Below are 16,886 nucleotides of genomic sequence, written 5' to 3' on the forward strand. Positions count from 1 at the left end.
TCACCGTAAACACCGAACGCGATAAGAAAATCCTGGAGGATCAAGTGGCCTGTACAATCAGTATTGACGAACAGATCGGACGCCTGTTCCTTTCTCATGTTGAAGGAGAGAATAAAGGCCTGCTCAAAGCCGCCGAGGCATTTCTTCGCGAAGGGGATTCTGTAGAACGTGTGGCTCGCGTTCTCAAGCTCCCCACAGAAAAGGTCCAGGAACTGGCGGATAAGATTAAAAACGCCAAGTAAAATCATCATAAATTTGTAAGAGGTATGGAATCACGTCTAAATCAATAAGACATTTGATTCTTTCTGCAATTTTTGCTTTCGTGGCTTGCAGTTCTAACGAAACGGATTCCTTACCAAGGATGGTAGGGAATCCCACTCTTCGTGACATTTTGGTGGTTAAACAAAACTACAATGTGTTATTTTTTGATGTTTCAAAACCACAAGATGAATTTATCATGGTAAAAACCTACAACATCAAAGAACGTCTTCTTATGTCTAAAGGTTGCGTTTGCGGTTGTAACAGTGGAGGTATAATCCCTTGTGATCAATGGGGTATGCCCGATAAGAAGATTGGGACTGTTGATTACCAAAAGCTTGAAAGCTTATTTAATCACTCGCAAAGATAAACTACTTTAAAACAAAATGACATGGTTGTTGGTGGATTCCCTTGTCAACCCTTGTTCAGTGCGGAATTGCTGTGGTTCAATTCGAGATTCGATTGATGCTGCGAAATTAAAACGAATGAAAAAATAAGTACAAACGAATAAAACCGCCCGGTGTTTGCCGGACGGTTTTTAATGCTTTGGACTGCTAGATCCCCGATCAGGTCGGGGATGACGTAGGGAATGTTATTCCTTGATGCTCCAGGTGGTGCCTTCCTTGGAGTCCTTGATCACCACGTTCATGGCGGCCAGTTCGTCGCGGATGCGGTCACTTTCTGCCCAGTTCTTGTTGGCGCGAGCTTCCTTACGGGCGGCCAGCAGTTCTTCCACCTTGGCAACGTCAACGCCTGCGGCGCCTTCTTCTGCCTTCTTCTTGTAGTCTTCGCGGGGCTGATCCAGCTTGAGGCCGAAGATCTTGTCGAAGTCCATCACGAGAGCAGCCTTTTCGCCGTCATCGATGTCTGACTTGAGCATGGTATTCAGGATGCCGAGGGCGCGGGGCATATTCAGGTCGTCGCCAATAGCGGTCTTGAATTCTTCCTGGAAAGCCTTTGCAGCTTCGCTCTTGATTTCAGTTGCCTTGCCGATCAGGGGGTCGGTCTTCTTGTGAAGGCTCTTGAAGGCTTCCTTGGCGCCGGTGAGGGCGTCCCAGGTGAAGTTCAGGTAGTTGCGGTAGTGGCTGCCCAGTGCGAAGTAGCGGTAGTCCAGCGGATTGTAGCCGCGGTCCATGAGCAAGGTAACGGTCAAAAATTCGCCGCTGGACTTACTCATCTTGCCGAAGGTCTGCTGAGTGGTTCCGTCTTCCAGCTTTTCTTCGCTGGCGGTACGGAGGAATTCACCGTGCATCCAGAAACGGGAGAACTGAACGCCGTTGGCGCATTCGCTCTGCGCGATTTCGTTGGTGTGGTGCACGCGGATATGGTCAGAACCGCCGCAGTGAATGTCCAGAGTGGGGCCATTGTACTTCATGGCCATGGCGGAGCATTCGATATGCCAGCCCGGGAAGCCTACGCCCCAGGGGGAATCCCATTCCATGGCGCGCTTCTTGTCGGTGGGGCTGAACTTCCAGAGAGCGAAGTCGGTAGCGGCATGCTTTTCGCCCATGTCGATACGGCTGCCCTTGCGGAGGTTTTCAACGTCCAGGCGGGCGAAGTCTGCGTAGCGGGGGAACTTGAGGCTATCGAAGTAGATGCCGTCGCTGGTGCGGTAGGTAAAGCCCTTTTCTTCCAGCTTCTGGACCAGTTCGATCTGTTCCTTGATGTGCTGGGTGGCAGGAGTCCAGCGGGTGGGTTCCTGAATGTTCAGACGGTGCCAGTCAGCCATGAAAGCGTCGGTGTAGAACTTTGCGATGTCCCAAACGGACTTGCCTTCGCGGGCGGCGCCCTTTTCCATCTTGTCGTCACCGGAGTCTGCGTCGCTGGTCAAGTGGCCCACGTCGGTAATGTTCACGATGTGGTTTACTGCGTAGCCGTAGTACTTCAGGGTGCGAACCAGGAAGTCTTCGAAAATGTAGGTGCGGAGGTTGCCGATGTGGGCGAAGTGGTACACCGTAGGGCCACAACAGTACATACGCACGGCGGGAACGCCTTCGGGAAGTGTAAAGATCTCTTTCTTGCGTGATGCGGTGTTGTAGAATTGAAGTGCCATTTGAGCCTCCGGTTAAATTTCGGCGCGACCTGCGCCTTTCGGGGGGCAAATTTAGAAAAAACAGGTAGTTTTGACTAACAGGAAATACTTATAGGTCCCTCTAAAAGAATGCTATTGGATTGGACGGGGAACTTTTCTACATTTTACGTAAACAGAAGTCATTGTCTAACCTTCTTTAAAAAACAACTATTATGATTGAAAAGATTAAGTACGAGGTGAAAGACCTCGTTGTTCTCCTGAGGAACATCCCCTCTCTCGCAGTCACCTTCTTCGTCCTTTCTGTGGTGTGCATGAACTTGCTCGCCAACAAGGAGCTATTCTCCACAGAATATCTGGCCCTGGATTGCGGCTTTACCTTGAGCTGGTTCTCTTTCCTTTGCATGGACATGATATGCAAACGGTTCGGGCCTAAGGCTGCCATGAAGGTTTCCATGGTGGCGCTGTTCATCAACTTGGTTACCTGCGGCCTCTTCGCGCTCCTTTCCCGCACGCCCGGCATGTGGGGCGAATTCTACAGCTACATCGATTCCAATCCCGATGCGGCAAGCGTTGCCAACGCCTCGCTGAACGCAACCTTTGGCGGATCCTGGTATGTGGTGCTGGGCTCCGCCCTGGCCATGTTCACGTCCTCCGGTGTCAATTCCATTGTGAACTATTTGATTGCGAAGACAACCAAGACGACGGGTTTCAAGAATTTTGCTCTCCGCTCCTACGTTTCTACCGCGGTAGCCCAGTTTGTGGACAACTTCATTTTCGCCATGGTGGTAAGCCACGTATTCTTTGGCTGGACTATGACCCAGGTGATTGTCTGCTCCATTACAGGTTCCATCATGGAACTGCTTTGCGAAATCGTCATTAGTCCTATTGGCTACAAGATGGTGTGCAGCTGGGAAAAGCATGACGTAGGTCGTGAATACTTGAACATGAAGGCTGGAAAATGAATGTCCTGATCAGTGGAACTAGCCAGGGGATTGGTCGCGCCATTGCGGAACTGTTCCTGAAGAACGGCTTTAAGGTTTTTGGCGTCGACGTTCAGGAATCCTCCATCCACCATCCTGAATATTTTCATTTCGTTGCAGACGTTTCGAATAAGTCGTCCCTGCCCGAAATAGAACAGACCATGGACATCGTGATTAGTAACGCAGGCGTCCAGGATTCCGGTCGTGACATCGAAATCAATCTGAAGGGCTCCATCAATTTTGTGGAGAAGTATGCCTTCCAGAGTTCCATCAAGTCTGTTCTGCTGGTAGCTTCTGCTTCGGCTCATTCCGGCGCGGAATTTCCGGAATATTCCGCCTCTAAGGGCGGGCTTCTTTCCTACATGAAGAATGCCGCTATTCGCCTCGCGAAGTTTGGCGCTACCTGCAATAGTATTTCGCCGGGTGGCGTCACTACCGAATTGAACCGCCCTGTTATGGACGATGCAAAATTGTGGCAGCGCATTATGGATGTGACGCCTTTAAAACGCTGGGCATCTCCCGAAGATATAGCCCAGTGGGTTTACTTCCTCACGGTCGTAAACAAGAACTGCACCGGTCAGGATATTCTTATCGATAACGGCGAGAATGATTTGAATTCCACCTTCGTGTGGCCAGAATAAGTTTCGAAAAATCGGAACGCTTTGTTTCGAAGGGCAAATGCCTCAAAAAAGAATTGAAACTCTTTCACTCGGTCGGGATTTTTCGTTCCGCAAATAAATTCAAGTTTTTTTTCAAAGCACATTTTTTGACTTTTGGACAGGAACCTCGGAAGGTAACTTTACTGGAAAAGCGAGGTTTATCATGAATTCCAAAAAGTTTCCCCTGATTGTTGCGTCTGCCGCTATGGCTCTTGCCGCTTGCTCTGACACTGTTGATTCCAACAACGCAGTGAACGACGCTGCAGAAAACTACACCCAGGTTTCTGTCACCACATATACTTGCACGGATGGATCCGTAGTTGATGATGCATCCCTTTGCCCCACAGTAGTGGATCCTACTACCGGTGAAGAAGTTTCTGGTGTTGCAGATTCTGTGGTGACTACTACCATTACCTGCGCTGACGGCTCCGTAGTTGAAGATGCGGCGCTCTGCCCGCAGATTGAACCTGCTTCTAGCAGTTCTCAGAAGACCTCGAAGCGTTCTAGCTCTAGCGCTGCTGTAAATCCCGGTTCCAGTGCATCGCAGAACCCTGCATCCAGCGGATCCTCTTCTACTCCTGTGGTCATTCCGTCCGACGATGATGACGATACGGATCTGGAAGATGCAAAGACTTTGACGGGTTCCGAAATCATGTTGAAGCTTGCTGGCACTACCGCTACCGTTGAAAATAACAATGGCTGTGTTACTGTGGAAGGAAGCGTTGCAACGATTACCTGCCCTGCAGATTACTACATCACCGGTACTTCCACCGATTTCCAGGTGGTGGTGAATACTCCGGGTATTGAAAACGAAGGCAATACAGGTCTTTATCTCTATAACGCAACTCTCAAGAGCTCTGGCGCTCCCATCCTGGTGAAGAATGCTGACAAGACCGTTCTCCATCTGGTGAAGGGTACGGTAAACTCTGTGGAAGATGGTTCCAATGCGAGTGCTCATTTGTTCGAAAAGGTCAACGGCACTCAGGATACTGCAAAGGCTGCCATCTACGCCAAGGACGATTTGAAAATCAAGGGCTCCGGCAAATTGACCGTTACCGCAAACTACAATAACGGCATTCAGAGCAGCAATGATCTCAGGATCAAGAACGGTGACATCACGGTGACAGCCGCCCAGAATGGCCTGAAGGGTAAGGGTAGCCTGGTGATTTCCGGTGGTACCTTGAATATTACCGCAAAGTCCGGCGACGGTCTTGAAAGTGATGAATGTACCGAAGATGCTAACGGCAACTGCACCGGCGTTGTAGACGGTAAGGGCATTGTAGTAATCTCCGGCGGCAACATTACCGTGAACGCCGGCGATGACGGCATTCAGGCTTACAACTACGTGATGGTCAGCGACTCTACGGAGGCTGCAACTGTTAGCGTCAAGTCTACGGGCAAGGGCATCGTTTCGGACAATCTGGTTTATATGAACGGCGGTACCGTTACGGTGGACGCAACGGATGATGGCCTCCACTCTGGTTTGAACATCTGGATGAACGCCGGTAACGTGACGATCTCTACTAAGGACGATGGCATTCACGCTGACTCCACCTTGTATCTGAACGGCTCCACTGTCAATGTGAAGACTGCTTACGAAGGCATGGAAGCATTCTACATCCGCGCTCAGGCTGGCATTACTTCTACCTACGGCACCGATGACGGCTGGAATGCAGCAGGTGGCACTGACAATAATTCCTCCAATACGGGTAACCAGGGCTGGGCCATGGGCGGTGGCGGCATGATGAGCTCCTCCAAGGGCTACATTGTGGTAAGCGGTGGCTATCACTACATTAGCGCTTCCGGTAACGACATCGACGTGCTGGATGCAAATGGAACTGCAACTCAGACTGGTGGCGTATTGATTCTTGAAATTCCCACTAGCACCAGTGGCGGCATGCAGATGGCTCCGGGCGGAAATTGGGGTGGCAGTAGCTCTGGATCTGGCTGCTCTACCAATATGGCCGGCGGCTTGATCGATACGGATAACGGCTTTACCATTACGGGCGGTGTCCTGATTGGTTTCGGCAGCCGTACTGAAGAATATCCCAGCTGTTCTGCTACTAGCTACACCAGCAGCAATTACTATGGCGCTTCTAACGCAGCCGCAAAGCCACAGGGTTCCGGCAGCATGGTAATCTATGGCGGTGACGTAAAGTCCGTTGCTCAGGTGGAAACCTCCGGCATGACTGAAATCAAATTCCCCAATGGCGTAAGCTACATGTACAAATAGTCCTCAAAAACTTGTATCCATCCATCCGAGCTCTCCCGTGAATGCGGGAGGGCTTTTGTTATACTTGTAATGAACAAAGAGGTCGTTATGAAAAAGTTCTTCAGTGTTTTTGGATCCATCGCTATTGCCGCATGCCTTACCGCCTGCAACGAACAGAAAACAGAACCTGCTCAAAAGATGGATGCTGCACAACCTGCATCTTCCAAGAATCTCGTGATTTACTATTCGCAGGGTGGAACCACCAAGAAGGTGGCTGAAGAATTTGCCAAGCAGCTGAACGCGGGTTCTGTGGAGTTGAAGCTGGTGAAAGATTATCCCTCCACTTATGACAGCACCATTGTGGCTGTCCGCGGGGAACGCGAATCCAAACAGTGGCCCGCTCTTCAGAATCCCAAGGTGGACCTTGCCGCTTACGATACCATCTACGTGGGCGCTCCCATCATGTTTGGCTTCTATGCGCCGCCCATGTACACCTTCCTGGATTCCAATGACCTGAGTGGAAAGGTGGTGGTGCCTTTCTGCACTTACGGAAGCGGCGGCCGTCTGGCTAGTGCCAAGGAGTTAAAGGCTCTGGAACCCAATGCCAATGTGGTTCTTTCCTATGGTATTTCCAATCGCCGCGCTAATAATCCCGAAGTGAATTTGGCTGAAGAAATTGAAAAGCACATCGCTGCAGTTCGTGCCGGTACGGATGAGGAAGCTTTCGTAGGCGCTTATGGCGACTTGCGTGTTCCCTCCGAAGAAGATCTGGCTGTATTTGCGGAAGCTACGAAGGATTATGGCTACTTGAACTTAACGCCCATTAGCGTTGCATCTCAGGTGGTTGCTGGGATGAATTACGTTTTCACCTGCAATATGAAAGCCTTCGGTGAGGAAATGCCTGCCTGGGTGAAAATCTTCAAGCCCCTGCCTGGCCGTGGCCCTGCCCAGCTCATCAGCGTGGATAAGTGATGCAAGGGGCTCTGCCCCTTGGAACCCCGAACAAAGAAATGCGCCATCACAAGCGAAGCTTGTTTGGCTTTTTCTTTGTTGTTGAGGGGTACTAAAGTACCTCCTCAATTATGTAGGGTGGGATTAGGAGAAAATTCCGTACATAAACTGATGGCAGATGTCGAAGGCTTCGCGGTCTGTCAGTTTAATGAGCCCGTTTAGATGGGCCTGCACGCTGGAGTTGATGACTCCCAGGAAAGAGTAGGCGTAACGCTGGTGGCGGCCTTTCATGTTGCCGTGATCTTGACTTGCGGCAAGGAACAGTTCCATCAGTGCGTTCAGCTGTTTTTCGTAAAGAGGCTTCACTTCGTCGTGGATGTCCCCTTCGTCAGGCGTGTTCACCATGGTGGAAAACCAGGCGTAAAATTCGGGATTTCGCTTGGCCAGATCGAAGTAGACGCGAGCGACGTTTTCCAGAGTCTTGACGATATCGTGATCGTATGTGACGGCGGCGTTGAACTGGTTCCAGAAACTTTCCAGGTTTGTGGTGAGTACGGCATTCAGGAGACCTCGCTTGTTCCCGAAGTAATGGTACAGCGTGGGCTTGCCAACGCCTGCGGCGTCCGCAACTTTCTGCACGCCGGTAGCGTCGTAACCTTCCTTACGGAAAAGGATCAGGGCCTGCTGTAACAAAACTTCTTTCGTACTCATGACCTACAATATACCTTTATATACCACTAGGTATAAGGATGCATCCCCACTTGGACGGAATTTGCAGGGTGAGAATGCGAGTGCTTGAACCCCCGCTGGGAATCAAGGTCTTGTGAGGATTCATGAGGTCCGCCCATTTCGGGGGAATACTGCCGCACCCGAAATGCTTCCGCAGGTCTATCTCGAATTGGACGGGCGCATCCTGCAGGTTGGCGACAACCAGAACGTCTCCGTCCTGATGGGTGCGCCAGAAAGCCAGCTGTCGCGAATGTACAAATTCCTGCTGGTAGCCGCCTTCCCGAAGGGCGCTGGAATCTTGCCGGACGCTTGCCAGATGGCGTATAACTGCAAGAAGATTTTCCTTGCCGGGACGGGACTTGGCCTGAGTTTCCCCGAGGGAGCCTTCGAACAGAATGTTGCCATTCTCTACGTGCATGGCGGGTCTTAAATTCCAGTCATCGCTCCCGCCTTTCGTTGCGTCCAGCCCGAATTCCTCGCCATAGTAGAGCGTGGGAACGCCTGGCAGCGTATAGAATAAAAAGTGTTGCAGGTAGTTGTCCGCCTTATTTTTCAGTACGCTGTAAATGCGGCTCACGTCATGATTCTCGTTAAATAACTGGAGCCTGGAATTCCTGCAGATTCCGCTCTTATCATCAAAGAATCGATTCAGGTTGTAAGCCAGTTCAAACATGTTTCCATCGTTGATGGAACTCCAGAGGGATTTGTAAGTCTGGTAGTTGGTGACGGAATTCAGGCCGGCGTCTAGCCATCGCGTGGGATCGCCGAATACAACTTCTCCCATCATCCAGAAATCGGGTCGCTTCCGGTGGCAAGCGTCAGCCAGATGTTTCAGGAATCCAAGGTCCATATTCTCGGCGGCGTCCAGGCGAACTCCGTCAATGTCGAATTCGTCCATCCAGTATTCCGCACAATGGATCAGCTCCCGCTCCACCTCGGGATTCTGCAGGTTGAACGCGGGCAGTTCCTGGAAACCGGCCCAGCAGTCTACCGTAAATGTATCGCCGCAAAGGTTGGGCTTGTCAAAATTTGGGTTTCTGTACCAGGCGGCGTAGGGAGAGTTTCGCCCCTTCTCCCGCAGGTCCTTATAAGCAAAATGATGTCGGGAGGAATGATTCCATACCGCATCCAGATACACATGGAAACCCGCCTCATGGAAGTCGCGGACCATCTGTTTCAAATCCTCGTTGTTTCCCAGGCGCGGGTCGACCTGGTACATATCCGTCACGTCGTAACCGTGGGTTTCGCTCTTGAAAATGGGCCCCAGCATAATGGAATCCATTCGCAGACTTTGCATGTGGGGGATGATGCTAGTGAGTTCGCGGATGTTGCCGTTCCTTAAAGCCCCTAGAGGGAAAACGTGGTAAATATGGTTTGGCCTCATGATTCACTCCTTGAAAAAGTGTTATACCGTTCGGTATAATAATTTAGTATACCGATTGGTATATTGTCAAGGCGGGGTCGAAAAAAAGAAGCGCCGGTTAAGGCGCTTCCAGAGTGATTAAGATCTAACGGTTTGTTTTAGATGTTGTTACCCTGTTTCTGTCGGTGACGGTATTCTGCAGTGGCTGTAAAGATGACGTCGCTGCTGGAATTCAGGGCGGTTTCCATGGAGTCCTGTACAACGCCCAGGATAAAGCCTACGGCAACGGCCTGCATGGAAATGTCTCCGCTGATTCCAAGAATGGAGCAGGTCATGGGAATGAGGAACAGGGATCCGCCGGCAACACCAGATGCTCCACAGGCGCCGAAGGCACTCATGATGCAAAGGATGCATGCGGTGGGAAAATCAACGTGGATTCCCAAGGTGTTTGCTACAGCCAGTGTCATGACTGCGATGGTTACGGCAGCGCCGCACATGTTGATTGTACAGCCTAGGGGAATAGAAACGGAATAGAAGTCTTTTTCCAGGCCTAGACGTTCACAGAGTGCCATGTTTACGGGAACATTTGCAGCCGAACTGCGGGTGAAGAATGCCGTGATGCCGCTGTCGCGGAGGCAACGGAAAACAAGCGGATAGGGATTCTTGCGTAGGTAGATCCCGACAATGAGGGGATTTAGAATCAGGCCGACAACCAGCATGCAGCCTACCAACAGGGCAAGCAGTTTACCATAGTCCGCGAAGATGCTCATACCGTTTTCGGAAACAGAAGAAAATACCAGGCCCATAATGCCGAAGGGTGCCATCTGGATAATCCAGCGGATGACTTGGGTGATTGCGGCGGATGTATCGGTAATGACGGTGATGCAGTGGTCGGCGGGGAGTTTCTTTAAGGCGAATCCGAATACAATGGACCAGAAGAGTATACCGATGTAGTTTGCTCCTGCAAGAGCCGCAACGGGGTTCTGTACGCAGTTCTTGACTAGATTGGTGAGTACTTCTCCTATGCCGCTTGGGGCTGCACCTTCTGCTGCGGAAATGGAAAGTTTCATGCTGACGGGGAAAATCTCGCTGCCAAGAGCGGCGATGGCGGCGGCACTAAGGGAACTGATGATGTAAAGGATGATAACTCGGCGGAAACGACTTCCGATGCCATCTCCGGCACCAGCGATGGAACTTGCTACCAAGGCGAAAACAAGAATTGGGGCTGCGCCCTTTAGTGCGCCGACAAAGATCGTGCCTAGAATGCCGATGGCGCTGATTTGCGGTGCCAACAATCCAAGTGTAGCGCCAAGAATGAGACCGGCGACAATTCGGATAATGAGGCTGAGCTCAACCCATTTCTTTACAAGGCGTTTCATATTTAGTCCTTCTATTTTTTTGTGAAATATAGTATCTGTTTAGTTTTACTAATATTGCTCCCATGCTTTTTGAAGATATTATCAACGAACATTATGAGCCTCGTGAATATCCCGCGTTGGCGTATCTTGCTGATTTGTGGGTTCGCAACCGTCCCTTTGAGGGCTTGAAGGTTCTGGTAGGTACCCCGATTTATCGAAACACCCTTTTGCAGTACCGTACACTCATGGCAGGTGGTGCCGAGGTGTTCGTTGGTTATTCCTCTGTCATGCCCTATGATGCAAAGATCATTTCCTGCCTGAAGGAAAATGGGGTGGCTGTGGTGAATGCCGAAGACGTAAAGAACGGTTCCGTTGCCGATGATTTCGACTTGATTCTGGATTGTGCCGGCCAGTTCTCCTTCTGCAATCCTCGAAAGGGCTTTGTGGAATTGACCCGCAGTGGCGTGCAGTTCTTTGAAAAATCCCAGTTCCCGGTTTATGTGGCCGATAGCGGTATAGTCAAGCGAATTGAAACAACGCTTGGTACTGGCGATGGCTATTTCAGGGCTTTGGAACAGTTGAATTATCACGACTTCGAAAATAAGAAGCTGGTGGTTTTCGGTAGCGGTAAGGTGGGCTGCGGAATTGCTCTCCAGGGTGTTCGTCGTGGAATGCAGGTGACCACCATTACGGATACAAAGAATCGCAATTCCAGTACAGACTTTTCCCATGTGCTGGAAAATAACGACGTGACTATCGTGGATTATCAGAATGAAAAGGCCGTGCTGGAATCGGTGGAAAATTCTGACTACATGGTTACTGCAACGGGCATCAAGAGCGCTCTGACTCTTTCTGTGGTTCAATTCCTCCAAGGCAATACGAAGGTGGTTTGCGCCAATATGGGCGTGGAAGATGAATACGGAACCTTGGTTTCTGCATTCCGCGTGCTGAACAGGAAGGCTCCTCTGAATTTCATTCTGGAAGAGCCCACTCACCTGAAGTACATTGATGCAAGTCTTGCACTCCATGCGGCTCTTGCAGAACGCCTGCTGGAAGATTTGAATCGTGGTGACAAGTTCCTGGGCCCCCGTGATCCCGCGGGAGACATTGAGCAGCGCCTTTTGGTGACCACCATCCAGAATGGTGAAATTGGCCCGGAAGTCTGCGACATGCTCCGCTAGGAAATCCCGAATCACGCAATAAAAAAATAAGGAGGTCTTTTAAGGCCTCCTGCTTTGTTTAGGGATTTTGTGGTTATATTTGTGAAAAAGGTTTATCAGGTTTTTATGTCTCGTATTTTTTCTTTCCGTACATTTGCAGGCGCTTTGTTGACCGCCTCCTTATTTGCAGGCGCCGCTTTTGCTGTGGATATTGTTGCTACCACGTCTTCTGGCGTAGCTGTAATTCTTCACGATAATGGTCGCTGGGAATATTATCAGAACAACAAGAACGTTCGTGATGTTCGCCCCACCTCCATTCCGGAAGATGCCAAGTTTGAAATTTCCATCGCCTACGAAAGCGTGGATAAGCTGAAGAAAGATATCCGTATGGCTATGGATGCGGAATTTGCAACCGAAGAAGAAATCAAGGATAGCCTGCGTTCCGTGCCCAAGGGCGGCATCGTCTATTTCCAGGTTCCCACCAACCAGATTAAACCGGGCATGCCCCGCGATTTGACTTATTACATATACGACAAGGGTAAAAATCCTGTATTTTCCAAGTCCGCCAGGGATACGGAAGCTACTCCCAGCGAAGACAAGGGCATCTCTAATTTGCTGGTAGTGCCTCTCTTTGCAAAGCCCAAGTCTGCAGTTTTAAAGGCTAAGGTCATTAGCGAAAGCACTCGCTCCACTCTCGAATTTGACATTCCGGTGAAGTAATGAAATTCGCCGTAGTCGATTTGGAAACCACTGGCGGTACTCCTGAAAATGGACGCATTACCGAAGTGGGTATTGTCCTGTTGGATGATTTTGAAGTTGTTGGAACCTACCAGAAATTGCTGGACCCGGGAATGCCCATCCAGCCCTTTGTGGTAAAACTCACCGGCATTACGGATGAAATGGTTTCCGGCCAGCCCCAGTTTAACGATGTGGCAGAAGAAATCGCGGAACTGATTCAGGATCGAATCTTCGTGGCGCACAATGTGCAGTTCGATTGCAAGTTCCTTTGTGCGGAAATGCGTCGGGCCTGCATCAAGCTGAATCCGCCCCGCCTCTGCACCGTCAAACTTTCCCGCAAGTTCTTCCCGGGATTCCCCAGCTACAGCTTGCACAATCTCATAGAATCTCTGGAACTTCCGGATTTCAATCATCACCGCGCATTAGCAGACGCTATGGCCGCCGCAGAAATTCTGAAGCTATGCCTCCAGAAAGTCGGCCCCGAAAAACTCCGCAAGGAAATCCGCAACATCCCTAAGGGTAAAACGCTTTAACCATCAGGTTCCAAGGGGCAGAGCCCCTTGCATCCAAATACTTCCTGCCTGCATATCTAGATATATTTTGTGGAGACGCTTTAGCGTCCCACAAACAAAAAAGGGGGCCCGGCCCCCTTGCATCATATTAAACCTGCTTTATGCTTCATCTTGAGGATGCGAGCGCAGGATTCCTCCACCCGCTTGCGGTACTTCGCATTCTGCAGCGCCATCACAGATAAATAGTTGATCATATCCACACCCTTCTTGGGGAAGGTGGTCATGAACATGTCATTTCCAGAGGTAAGCGCCGTCTGTACCAGTTTCTTGAAGTCTTTAGCCGGATAATTCTTTCCCTTCACTCGTTCCGTCCCGCTAATCCAAGCTCGCAGGGAAACGCCCCACAAGTCATCTGTCAGGATTACGGTTTCGGGAGACATCATGCGGGCGCGCTTCACGATTTGCGGTTCAAACACCGCAGGACGATTGGACACGCGGACAAATCGCACGCTACTCATCATGGTGACGGGAATATCATTGGCCAACGTCTTGAAAAAAGCAATGTTCTTGGAAATGCTTTTCTTGGGAGTGGCACTAATGGCAATCTGGTGGTCGCTATTGGTCCAGGAGTCATATCCCGGGAAATGCTTGGACACGCAAATGATTCCGCTTTCTCGCATGCCCTGCACGAAGGCTCTAACCTTAGGTGCATTTGTGGTATCAAAACCCCAGGACCTGTGGGACTCTTCCATAAAGGACTGCTTCCCGCGGCTGTCTTTGGACGGGTCCAGTACCGGAGCCAGGTTCATGTTGATACCCAGCTTGTGAAGCTCCTGCCCAATTTGTGCTGCGATATTTCGAATGGAATCTTCGCTCATCTTGCGCATGGCTTTTGCGCTAGGGGTACGTTCCCACTTAGGATCGATGTTTCCGATTCGATTCACGCGGCCGCCTTCCTGGTCTACGGCAACTACGGGAGGAATCTTCATTTCACGATTGACGGTCTCAATGTTCTTCTTGAACTTTTCCAGATCCTTCAAGTGGTTTTTCATCACCAGGTAGCCGCCAAATTCGTGCTTCAGCATAAAGTCGGCAGGGGTCATGTAGACCATCACCATCTGGGCAGCCTTCTGCTTGATGGTCATGGAATTCCATAAGGGCATCAGCTCGCAGGGAAGGTTGTAAGGCGTTTCTGCCTCGTTGCAATCCGCAGTGGCCGCGACGTTATTTTCCGCGACGTTATTCCCCTCGACGGATTCGCTGACCGCGGATTCTTCCGTGCTGGCGGTTGACTCTGGAGAGCCTGCAGTATCAGGCTGCACCTGCATAACGGCGCTATCCAGAGCAGTAGGAATTGCAACTTCCTGCGTAGCAGAAGAATCCTGCGCAAGTCCTGCGCAGAACATTCCAAACACCAATGTAACAGTTGCTCTAAGATTCATTACGGAACGTAATCTTCAGCGGCGCCCTTATCAGCGGATGTCTTCTTGGCTCCCCAGCGGCGAGGCTTGAATTCCCTGGGCGGGAAATCGAACTTCAGCTTGCCCTTCTTGTCGATGTACAGGAAGGCGTCAAAGGAGCGGTGAGTCTTGTTGCTGCGGAAACCCTTGATCAGGTCTGTCTTTACGTCCGTGCCAGTTAGCATCTTCTGGATTTGTTCCAGCGGGATTTCCTTACCCAAAAGAATCTTGGGAAGCTGCAAACCGCTAGGTTCCTTCTTCACGTAACTGTCGCTGACGTAACCCGTCATGGTTTCGTACACGGCGGAATTGTCCAGCGGGGAGTTGCCTACCTGCTGTCCCAATTCGATTTCAGCGCCTTCCTTGTTGTCGTCGAAGACGAACTCGATTTTATTCTGGTCGTTGATGATCACAACCGCGGAGAATTCAGCGCCCTTCTTGCTACGGAACCCCGTGAGAGGTCCAATCTTGCGATTGGTAAGAAGTTCTACAATTTCTTCATTGGAAAGACGCTTGCCGCCAACCATCTTGCGGATGACAATGCCGTCTTCGGTAGTGTAACGGCTGACGGTCTCGAAAACCTTCTTGCCGTTCACCGGGCTAAAGCTTGCTTCGCCGGTAGTGCTTTCTTCCTTGAATCCCTTGATGTTCTTCACCATGGTGCGGGTCATTTCCACAATGCCATTCATGAAGTTTTCGCGGGTTTCCTTGCCCTTTTCAATTTGTTCCATCTTGTATTCCCACTCGCCGGTCAGTTCCGGGCTAGTGAGAGCTTCGATGTCCATGGCCTTCAGCACCTTGATCAGGTCGAATGCCTTGGCTGTGGCGATCATGTCCTTGCCGTCGCGGACCACGTACTTGTCCGTTACAAGCTTTTCAATAATGGCGGCGCGGGTAGCAGGGGTGCCGAGGCCACGTTCCTTCATGGCGTCGCGGAGTTCTTCATCTTCCACCAGCTTACCTGCACTTTCCATCATGGAAAGGAGGGTGCTTTCGGTGTAGTGTGCAGGAGGCTTGGTAAAGTCTTCCTTGGAGGTGACTTCGACAGCCTTTGCCTTATCGCCCTTCAGCTGCGGGATATTGGCTTCGTCGTCAGCATCCTTGCCGTATACGGCCTTAAAGCCCGGTTCCACCAGGATCTTACCTTCCGTAATGAAGGTTTCGCCTTCTACGGTGGTAATGCGGGTGGTGTTCAGGTACTTTGCAGGCGGGAAGAACACTGCGATAAAGCGCTGGCAGATCATGTTAAACACTTTCTGTTCGGCTTCGCTCAGGTCCGTGGGCATCACGCCTGTAGGGATAATGGCAAAGTGGTCGGAAATCTTCTTGTTGTCGAAAACCTTAGGAGTCTTCACCACCCAGTTGTTATTCAGGGCGGTCTGCGCGAAGGTACTGAGACTTCCGGTAATCTTTCCTAGGGTAGTCTTCACAGGGCCAACGTAGTCTTCCGGCAGGCAGCGACTGTCAGTACGAGGATAGGTGGTTGCCTTATGGCGTTCGTACAGTGCCTGTGCGATAGAAAGGGTGGTCTTTGCGCTAAAGCCGAAACGGTTGTTGGCTTCTCGCTGGAGGGTGGTCAGGTCATAGAGCTGGCCGCATTTCTGGAAACTGGGGGCGGTAGTCTCTTCGATGGAGCCTGTCTTGCCCTTGCATTTTTTCAGAATGTCCTGAACCGTCTTTTCGTCAAAAATCTGCTTTTGCTTGCTGTCCCCGTTGGGCGTGAACCACTTACCCTGGTAGTTGTTTCCGTCATTGTCGAAGTCGGCGTCAATGGTCCAGAACTTCTTGGGTACGAACTGATGGCGTTCTTCCTCGCGGTTCACAATGATGGCCAGCGTCGGGGTCTGCACTCGACCGCAGGGTGTAATCTGGAAACCGCCCATGGAGCTGTTGTAAGCGGTCAGGCCGCGGCTACCGTTCATGCCAATGAGCCAGTCGGCTTCACTACGGCAAATGGCCGCTGCCTTCAGGTTTTCCATGTCGGCGCCGTCGCGCATATTGTCAAAAGCTTCCTGGATTGCCGCAGGAGTCATACTCTGCATCCACAGACGCTTGATGGTCTTGCCCGCAAGCTTACCCTTCAGGACGTAGTCCAGGATGTAGAAGAAAATCAGTTCACCTTCGCGGCCCGCATCGCATGCGTTCACCAGGGTCGTCACATCCTTGCGCTTGATCAACTTGCTGAGTATGGAAAGCTGGCTCTTGGTCTGCGGGTTTGCGGAAAGGGGAAATTTTTCCGGCAGCATAGGCAGCGTGCTCATTTCCCACTTCTTATAGCGTTCGTCGATTTCCTTGGGATCGGCAATTTCCACCAGGTGGCCGATGGCGTGGCTCACGATGGTCGTGTCGCTTTCGTAGACGCCGTTGCCCTTGGTAAAGTTCTTCTGGCCAAGGACCTTCACCAGGTCCAGGGCTACGCTAGGTTTTTCTGCAATAATCAAAGTCTTGGGTGTGGTCTTTGCAGTTGCCATATC

Annotated in this window: 14 protein-coding genes and 1 pseudogene; 9 read left to right on the forward strand and 6 right to left on the reverse strand. The window is 50.9% G+C overall.

The annotated features are described in order from the left end of the window. Both BUB59_RS11510 and BUB59_RS11515 read left to right on the forward strand, forming a co-directional pair. A pseudogene (locus tag BUB59_RS11510) lies at positions 1-242 on the forward strand (hypothetical protein); the annotation flags it as partial. Between the two features lie 53 nt (positions 243-295). Continuing rightward, positions 296-628: a hypothetical protein gene (locus tag BUB59_RS11515; protein ID WP_143160366.1), complete on the forward strand. Its 333-nt coding sequence runs from the start codon at positions 296-298 to the stop codon at positions 626-628. A 222-nt stretch (positions 629-850) separates the two neighbouring features. Here the strand turns inward: BUB59_RS11515 and cysS are convergent, their stop codons facing one another. Then, positions 851-2,311, reverse strand: coding sequence for a cysteine--tRNA ligase (gene cysS, locus BUB59_RS11520; protein ID WP_073230107.1), 1,461 nt, complete (start codon positions 2,309-2,311; stop codon positions 851-853). A gap of 191 nt (positions 2,312-2,502) precedes the next feature. On the opposite strand from cysS, the gene BUB59_RS11525 reads away from it, so the two are divergent. From BUB59_RS11525 to BUB59_RS11540, 4 genes are all read left to right on the forward strand, one after another. Beyond that, a complete protein-coding gene (locus tag BUB59_RS11525; protein ID WP_073230109.1) occupies positions 2,503-3,252 on the forward strand; it encodes a VUT family protein in 750 nt (249 codons plus the stop codon). Beyond that, on the forward strand, positions 3,249-3,911 hold the full coding sequence (locus tag BUB59_RS11530) for an SDR family NAD(P)-dependent oxidoreductase (protein ID WP_073230111.1): 663 nt from the start codon (positions 3,249-3,251) through the stop codon (positions 3,909-3,911). Before BUB59_RS11525 ends, BUB59_RS11530 begins: the two co-directional genes overlap by 4 nt. A gap of 181 nt (positions 3,912-4,092) precedes the next feature. Continuing rightward, a complete protein-coding gene (locus BUB59_RS11535; protein WP_073230113.1) occupies positions 4,093-6,162 on the forward strand; it encodes a carbohydrate-binding domain-containing protein in 2,070 nt (689 codons plus the stop codon). 87 nt (positions 6,163-6,249) lie between these two features. Then, the gene (locus tag BUB59_RS11540; RefSeq protein ID WP_073230115.1) at positions 6,250-7,113 is read left to right on the forward strand and encodes a flavodoxin family protein; all 864 of its coding nucleotides are present in this window, start codon (positions 6,250-6,252) and stop codon (positions 7,111-7,113) included. Positions 7,114-7,236: 123 nt separating this feature from the next. Here the strand turns inward: BUB59_RS11540 and BUB59_RS11545 are convergent, their stop codons facing one another. The 3 genes from BUB59_RS11545 to sstT all read right to left on the reverse strand — a co-directional run bounded on the left by BUB59_RS11545 (position 7,237) and on the right by sstT (position 10,563). Continuing rightward, a complete protein-coding gene (locus BUB59_RS11545; RefSeq protein ID WP_073230117.1) occupies positions 7,237-7,803 on the reverse strand; it encodes a TetR/AcrR family transcriptional regulator in 567 nt (188 codons plus the stop codon). A gap of 16 nt (positions 7,804-7,819) precedes the next feature. Beyond that, the gene (locus BUB59_RS11550; RefSeq protein WP_083540302.1) at positions 7,820-9,205 is read right to left on the reverse strand and encodes an alpha-amylase family glycosyl hydrolase; all 1,386 of its coding nucleotides are present in this window, start codon (positions 9,203-9,205) and stop codon (positions 7,820-7,822) included. A 137-nt stretch (positions 9,206-9,342) separates the two neighbouring features. Next, positions 9,343-10,563 carry a serine/threonine transporter SstT gene (sstT, locus tag BUB59_RS11555; RefSeq protein WP_073230121.1) on the reverse strand — a complete coding sequence of 407 codons (1,221 nt, stop codon included), beginning with the start codon at positions 10,561-10,563 and terminating at the stop codon, positions 9,343-9,345. A gap of 62 nt (positions 10,564-10,625) precedes the next feature. Here sstT and BUB59_RS11560 point away from each other — a divergent pair, with 62 nt between their 5' ends. The 3 genes from BUB59_RS11560 to BUB59_RS11570 all read left to right on the forward strand — a co-directional run bounded on the left by BUB59_RS11560 (position 10,626) and on the right by BUB59_RS11570 (position 12,973). Then, complete coding sequence (locus tag BUB59_RS11560) at positions 10,626-11,723, forward strand: hypothetical protein (protein ID WP_073230123.1); 1,098 nt, start codon at positions 10,626-10,628, stop codon at positions 11,721-11,723. A 105-nt stretch (positions 11,724-11,828) separates the two neighbouring features. After that, on the forward strand, positions 11,829-12,422 hold the full coding sequence (locus tag BUB59_RS11565) for a hypothetical protein (protein ID WP_073230125.1): 594 nt from the start codon (positions 11,829-11,831) through the stop codon (positions 12,420-12,422). Continuing rightward, positions 12,422-12,973 carry a 3'-5' exonuclease gene (locus tag BUB59_RS11570; protein ID WP_073230127.1) on the forward strand — a complete coding sequence of 184 codons (552 nt, stop codon included), beginning with the start codon at positions 12,422-12,424 and terminating at the stop codon, positions 12,971-12,973. The genes BUB59_RS11565 and BUB59_RS11570 overlap by 1 nt, the downstream gene beginning before the upstream one ends. 122 nt (positions 12,974-13,095) lie before the next feature. Here BUB59_RS11570 and BUB59_RS11575 read toward each other — a convergent pair whose 3' ends face one another. Then, entirely contained in the window at positions 13,096-14,394 is a 1,299-nt protein-coding gene (locus BUB59_RS11575; protein ID WP_083540303.1) for a glycoside hydrolase family 3 N-terminal domain-containing protein, read from the reverse strand. Then, the gene (locus BUB59_RS11580) at positions 14,394-16,883 is read right to left on the reverse strand and encodes a DNA topoisomerase III (protein ID WP_073230132.1); all 2,490 of its coding nucleotides are present in this window, start codon (positions 16,881-16,883) and stop codon (positions 14,394-14,396) included. Before BUB59_RS11580 ends, BUB59_RS11575 begins: the two co-directional genes overlap by 1 nt. Positions 16,884-16,886: the final 3 nt, after the last annotated feature.

The organism is Fibrobacter sp. UWEL (assembly GCF_900142535.1).
GTDB lineage: Bacteria > Fibrobacterota > Fibrobacteria > Fibrobacterales > Fibrobacteraceae > Fibrobacter.

Bases quoted from the DNA above. Each gene is read 5' to 3' on its own strand.
- cysS (WP_073230107.1), bottom strand. From the start codon at position 2,311: ATGGCACTTCAATTCTACAACACCGCATCACGCAAGAAAGAGATCTTT.
- BUB59_RS11525 (WP_073230109.1), top strand. From the start codon at position 2,503: ATGATTGAAAAGATTAAGTACGAGGTGAAAGACCTCGTTGTTCTCCTG.
- BUB59_RS11530 (WP_073230111.1), top strand. From the start codon at position 3,249: ATGAATGTCCTGATCAGTGGAACTAGCCAGGGGATTGGTCGCGCCATT.
- BUB59_RS11535 (WP_073230113.1), top strand. From the start codon at position 4,093: ATGAATTCCAAAAAGTTTCCCCTGATTGTTGCGTCTGCCGCTATGGCT.
- BUB59_RS11540 (WP_073230115.1), top strand. From the start codon at position 6,250: ATGAAAAAGTTCTTCAGTGTTTTTGGATCCATCGCTATTGCCGCATGC.
- BUB59_RS11545 (WP_073230117.1), bottom strand. From the start codon at position 7,803: ATGAGTACGAAAGAAGTTTTGTTACAGCAGGCCCTGATCCTTTTCCGT.
- BUB59_RS11550 (WP_083540302.1), bottom strand. From the start codon at position 9,205: ATGAGGCCAAACCATATTTACCACGTTTTCCCTCTAGGGGCTTTAAGG.
- sstT (WP_073230121.1), bottom strand. From the start codon at position 10,563: ATGAAACGCCTTGTAAAGAAATGGGTTGAGCTCAGCCTCATTATCCGA.
- BUB59_RS11560 (WP_073230123.1), top strand. From the start codon at position 10,626: ATGCTTTTTGAAGATATTATCAACGAACATTATGAGCCTCGTGAATAT.
- BUB59_RS11565 (WP_073230125.1), top strand. From the start codon at position 11,829: ATGTCTCGTATTTTTTCTTTCCGTACATTTGCAGGCGCTTTGTTGACC.
- BUB59_RS11570 (WP_073230127.1), top strand. From the start codon at position 12,422: ATGAAATTCGCCGTAGTCGATTTGGAAACCACTGGCGGTACTCCTGAA.
- BUB59_RS11575 (WP_083540303.1), bottom strand. From the start codon at position 14,394: ATGAATCTTAGAGCAACTGTTACATTGGTGTTTGGAATGTTCTGCGCA.
- BUB59_RS11580 (WP_073230132.1), bottom strand. From the start codon at position 16,883: ATGGCAACTGCAAAGACCACACCCAAGACTTTGATTATTGCAGAAAAA.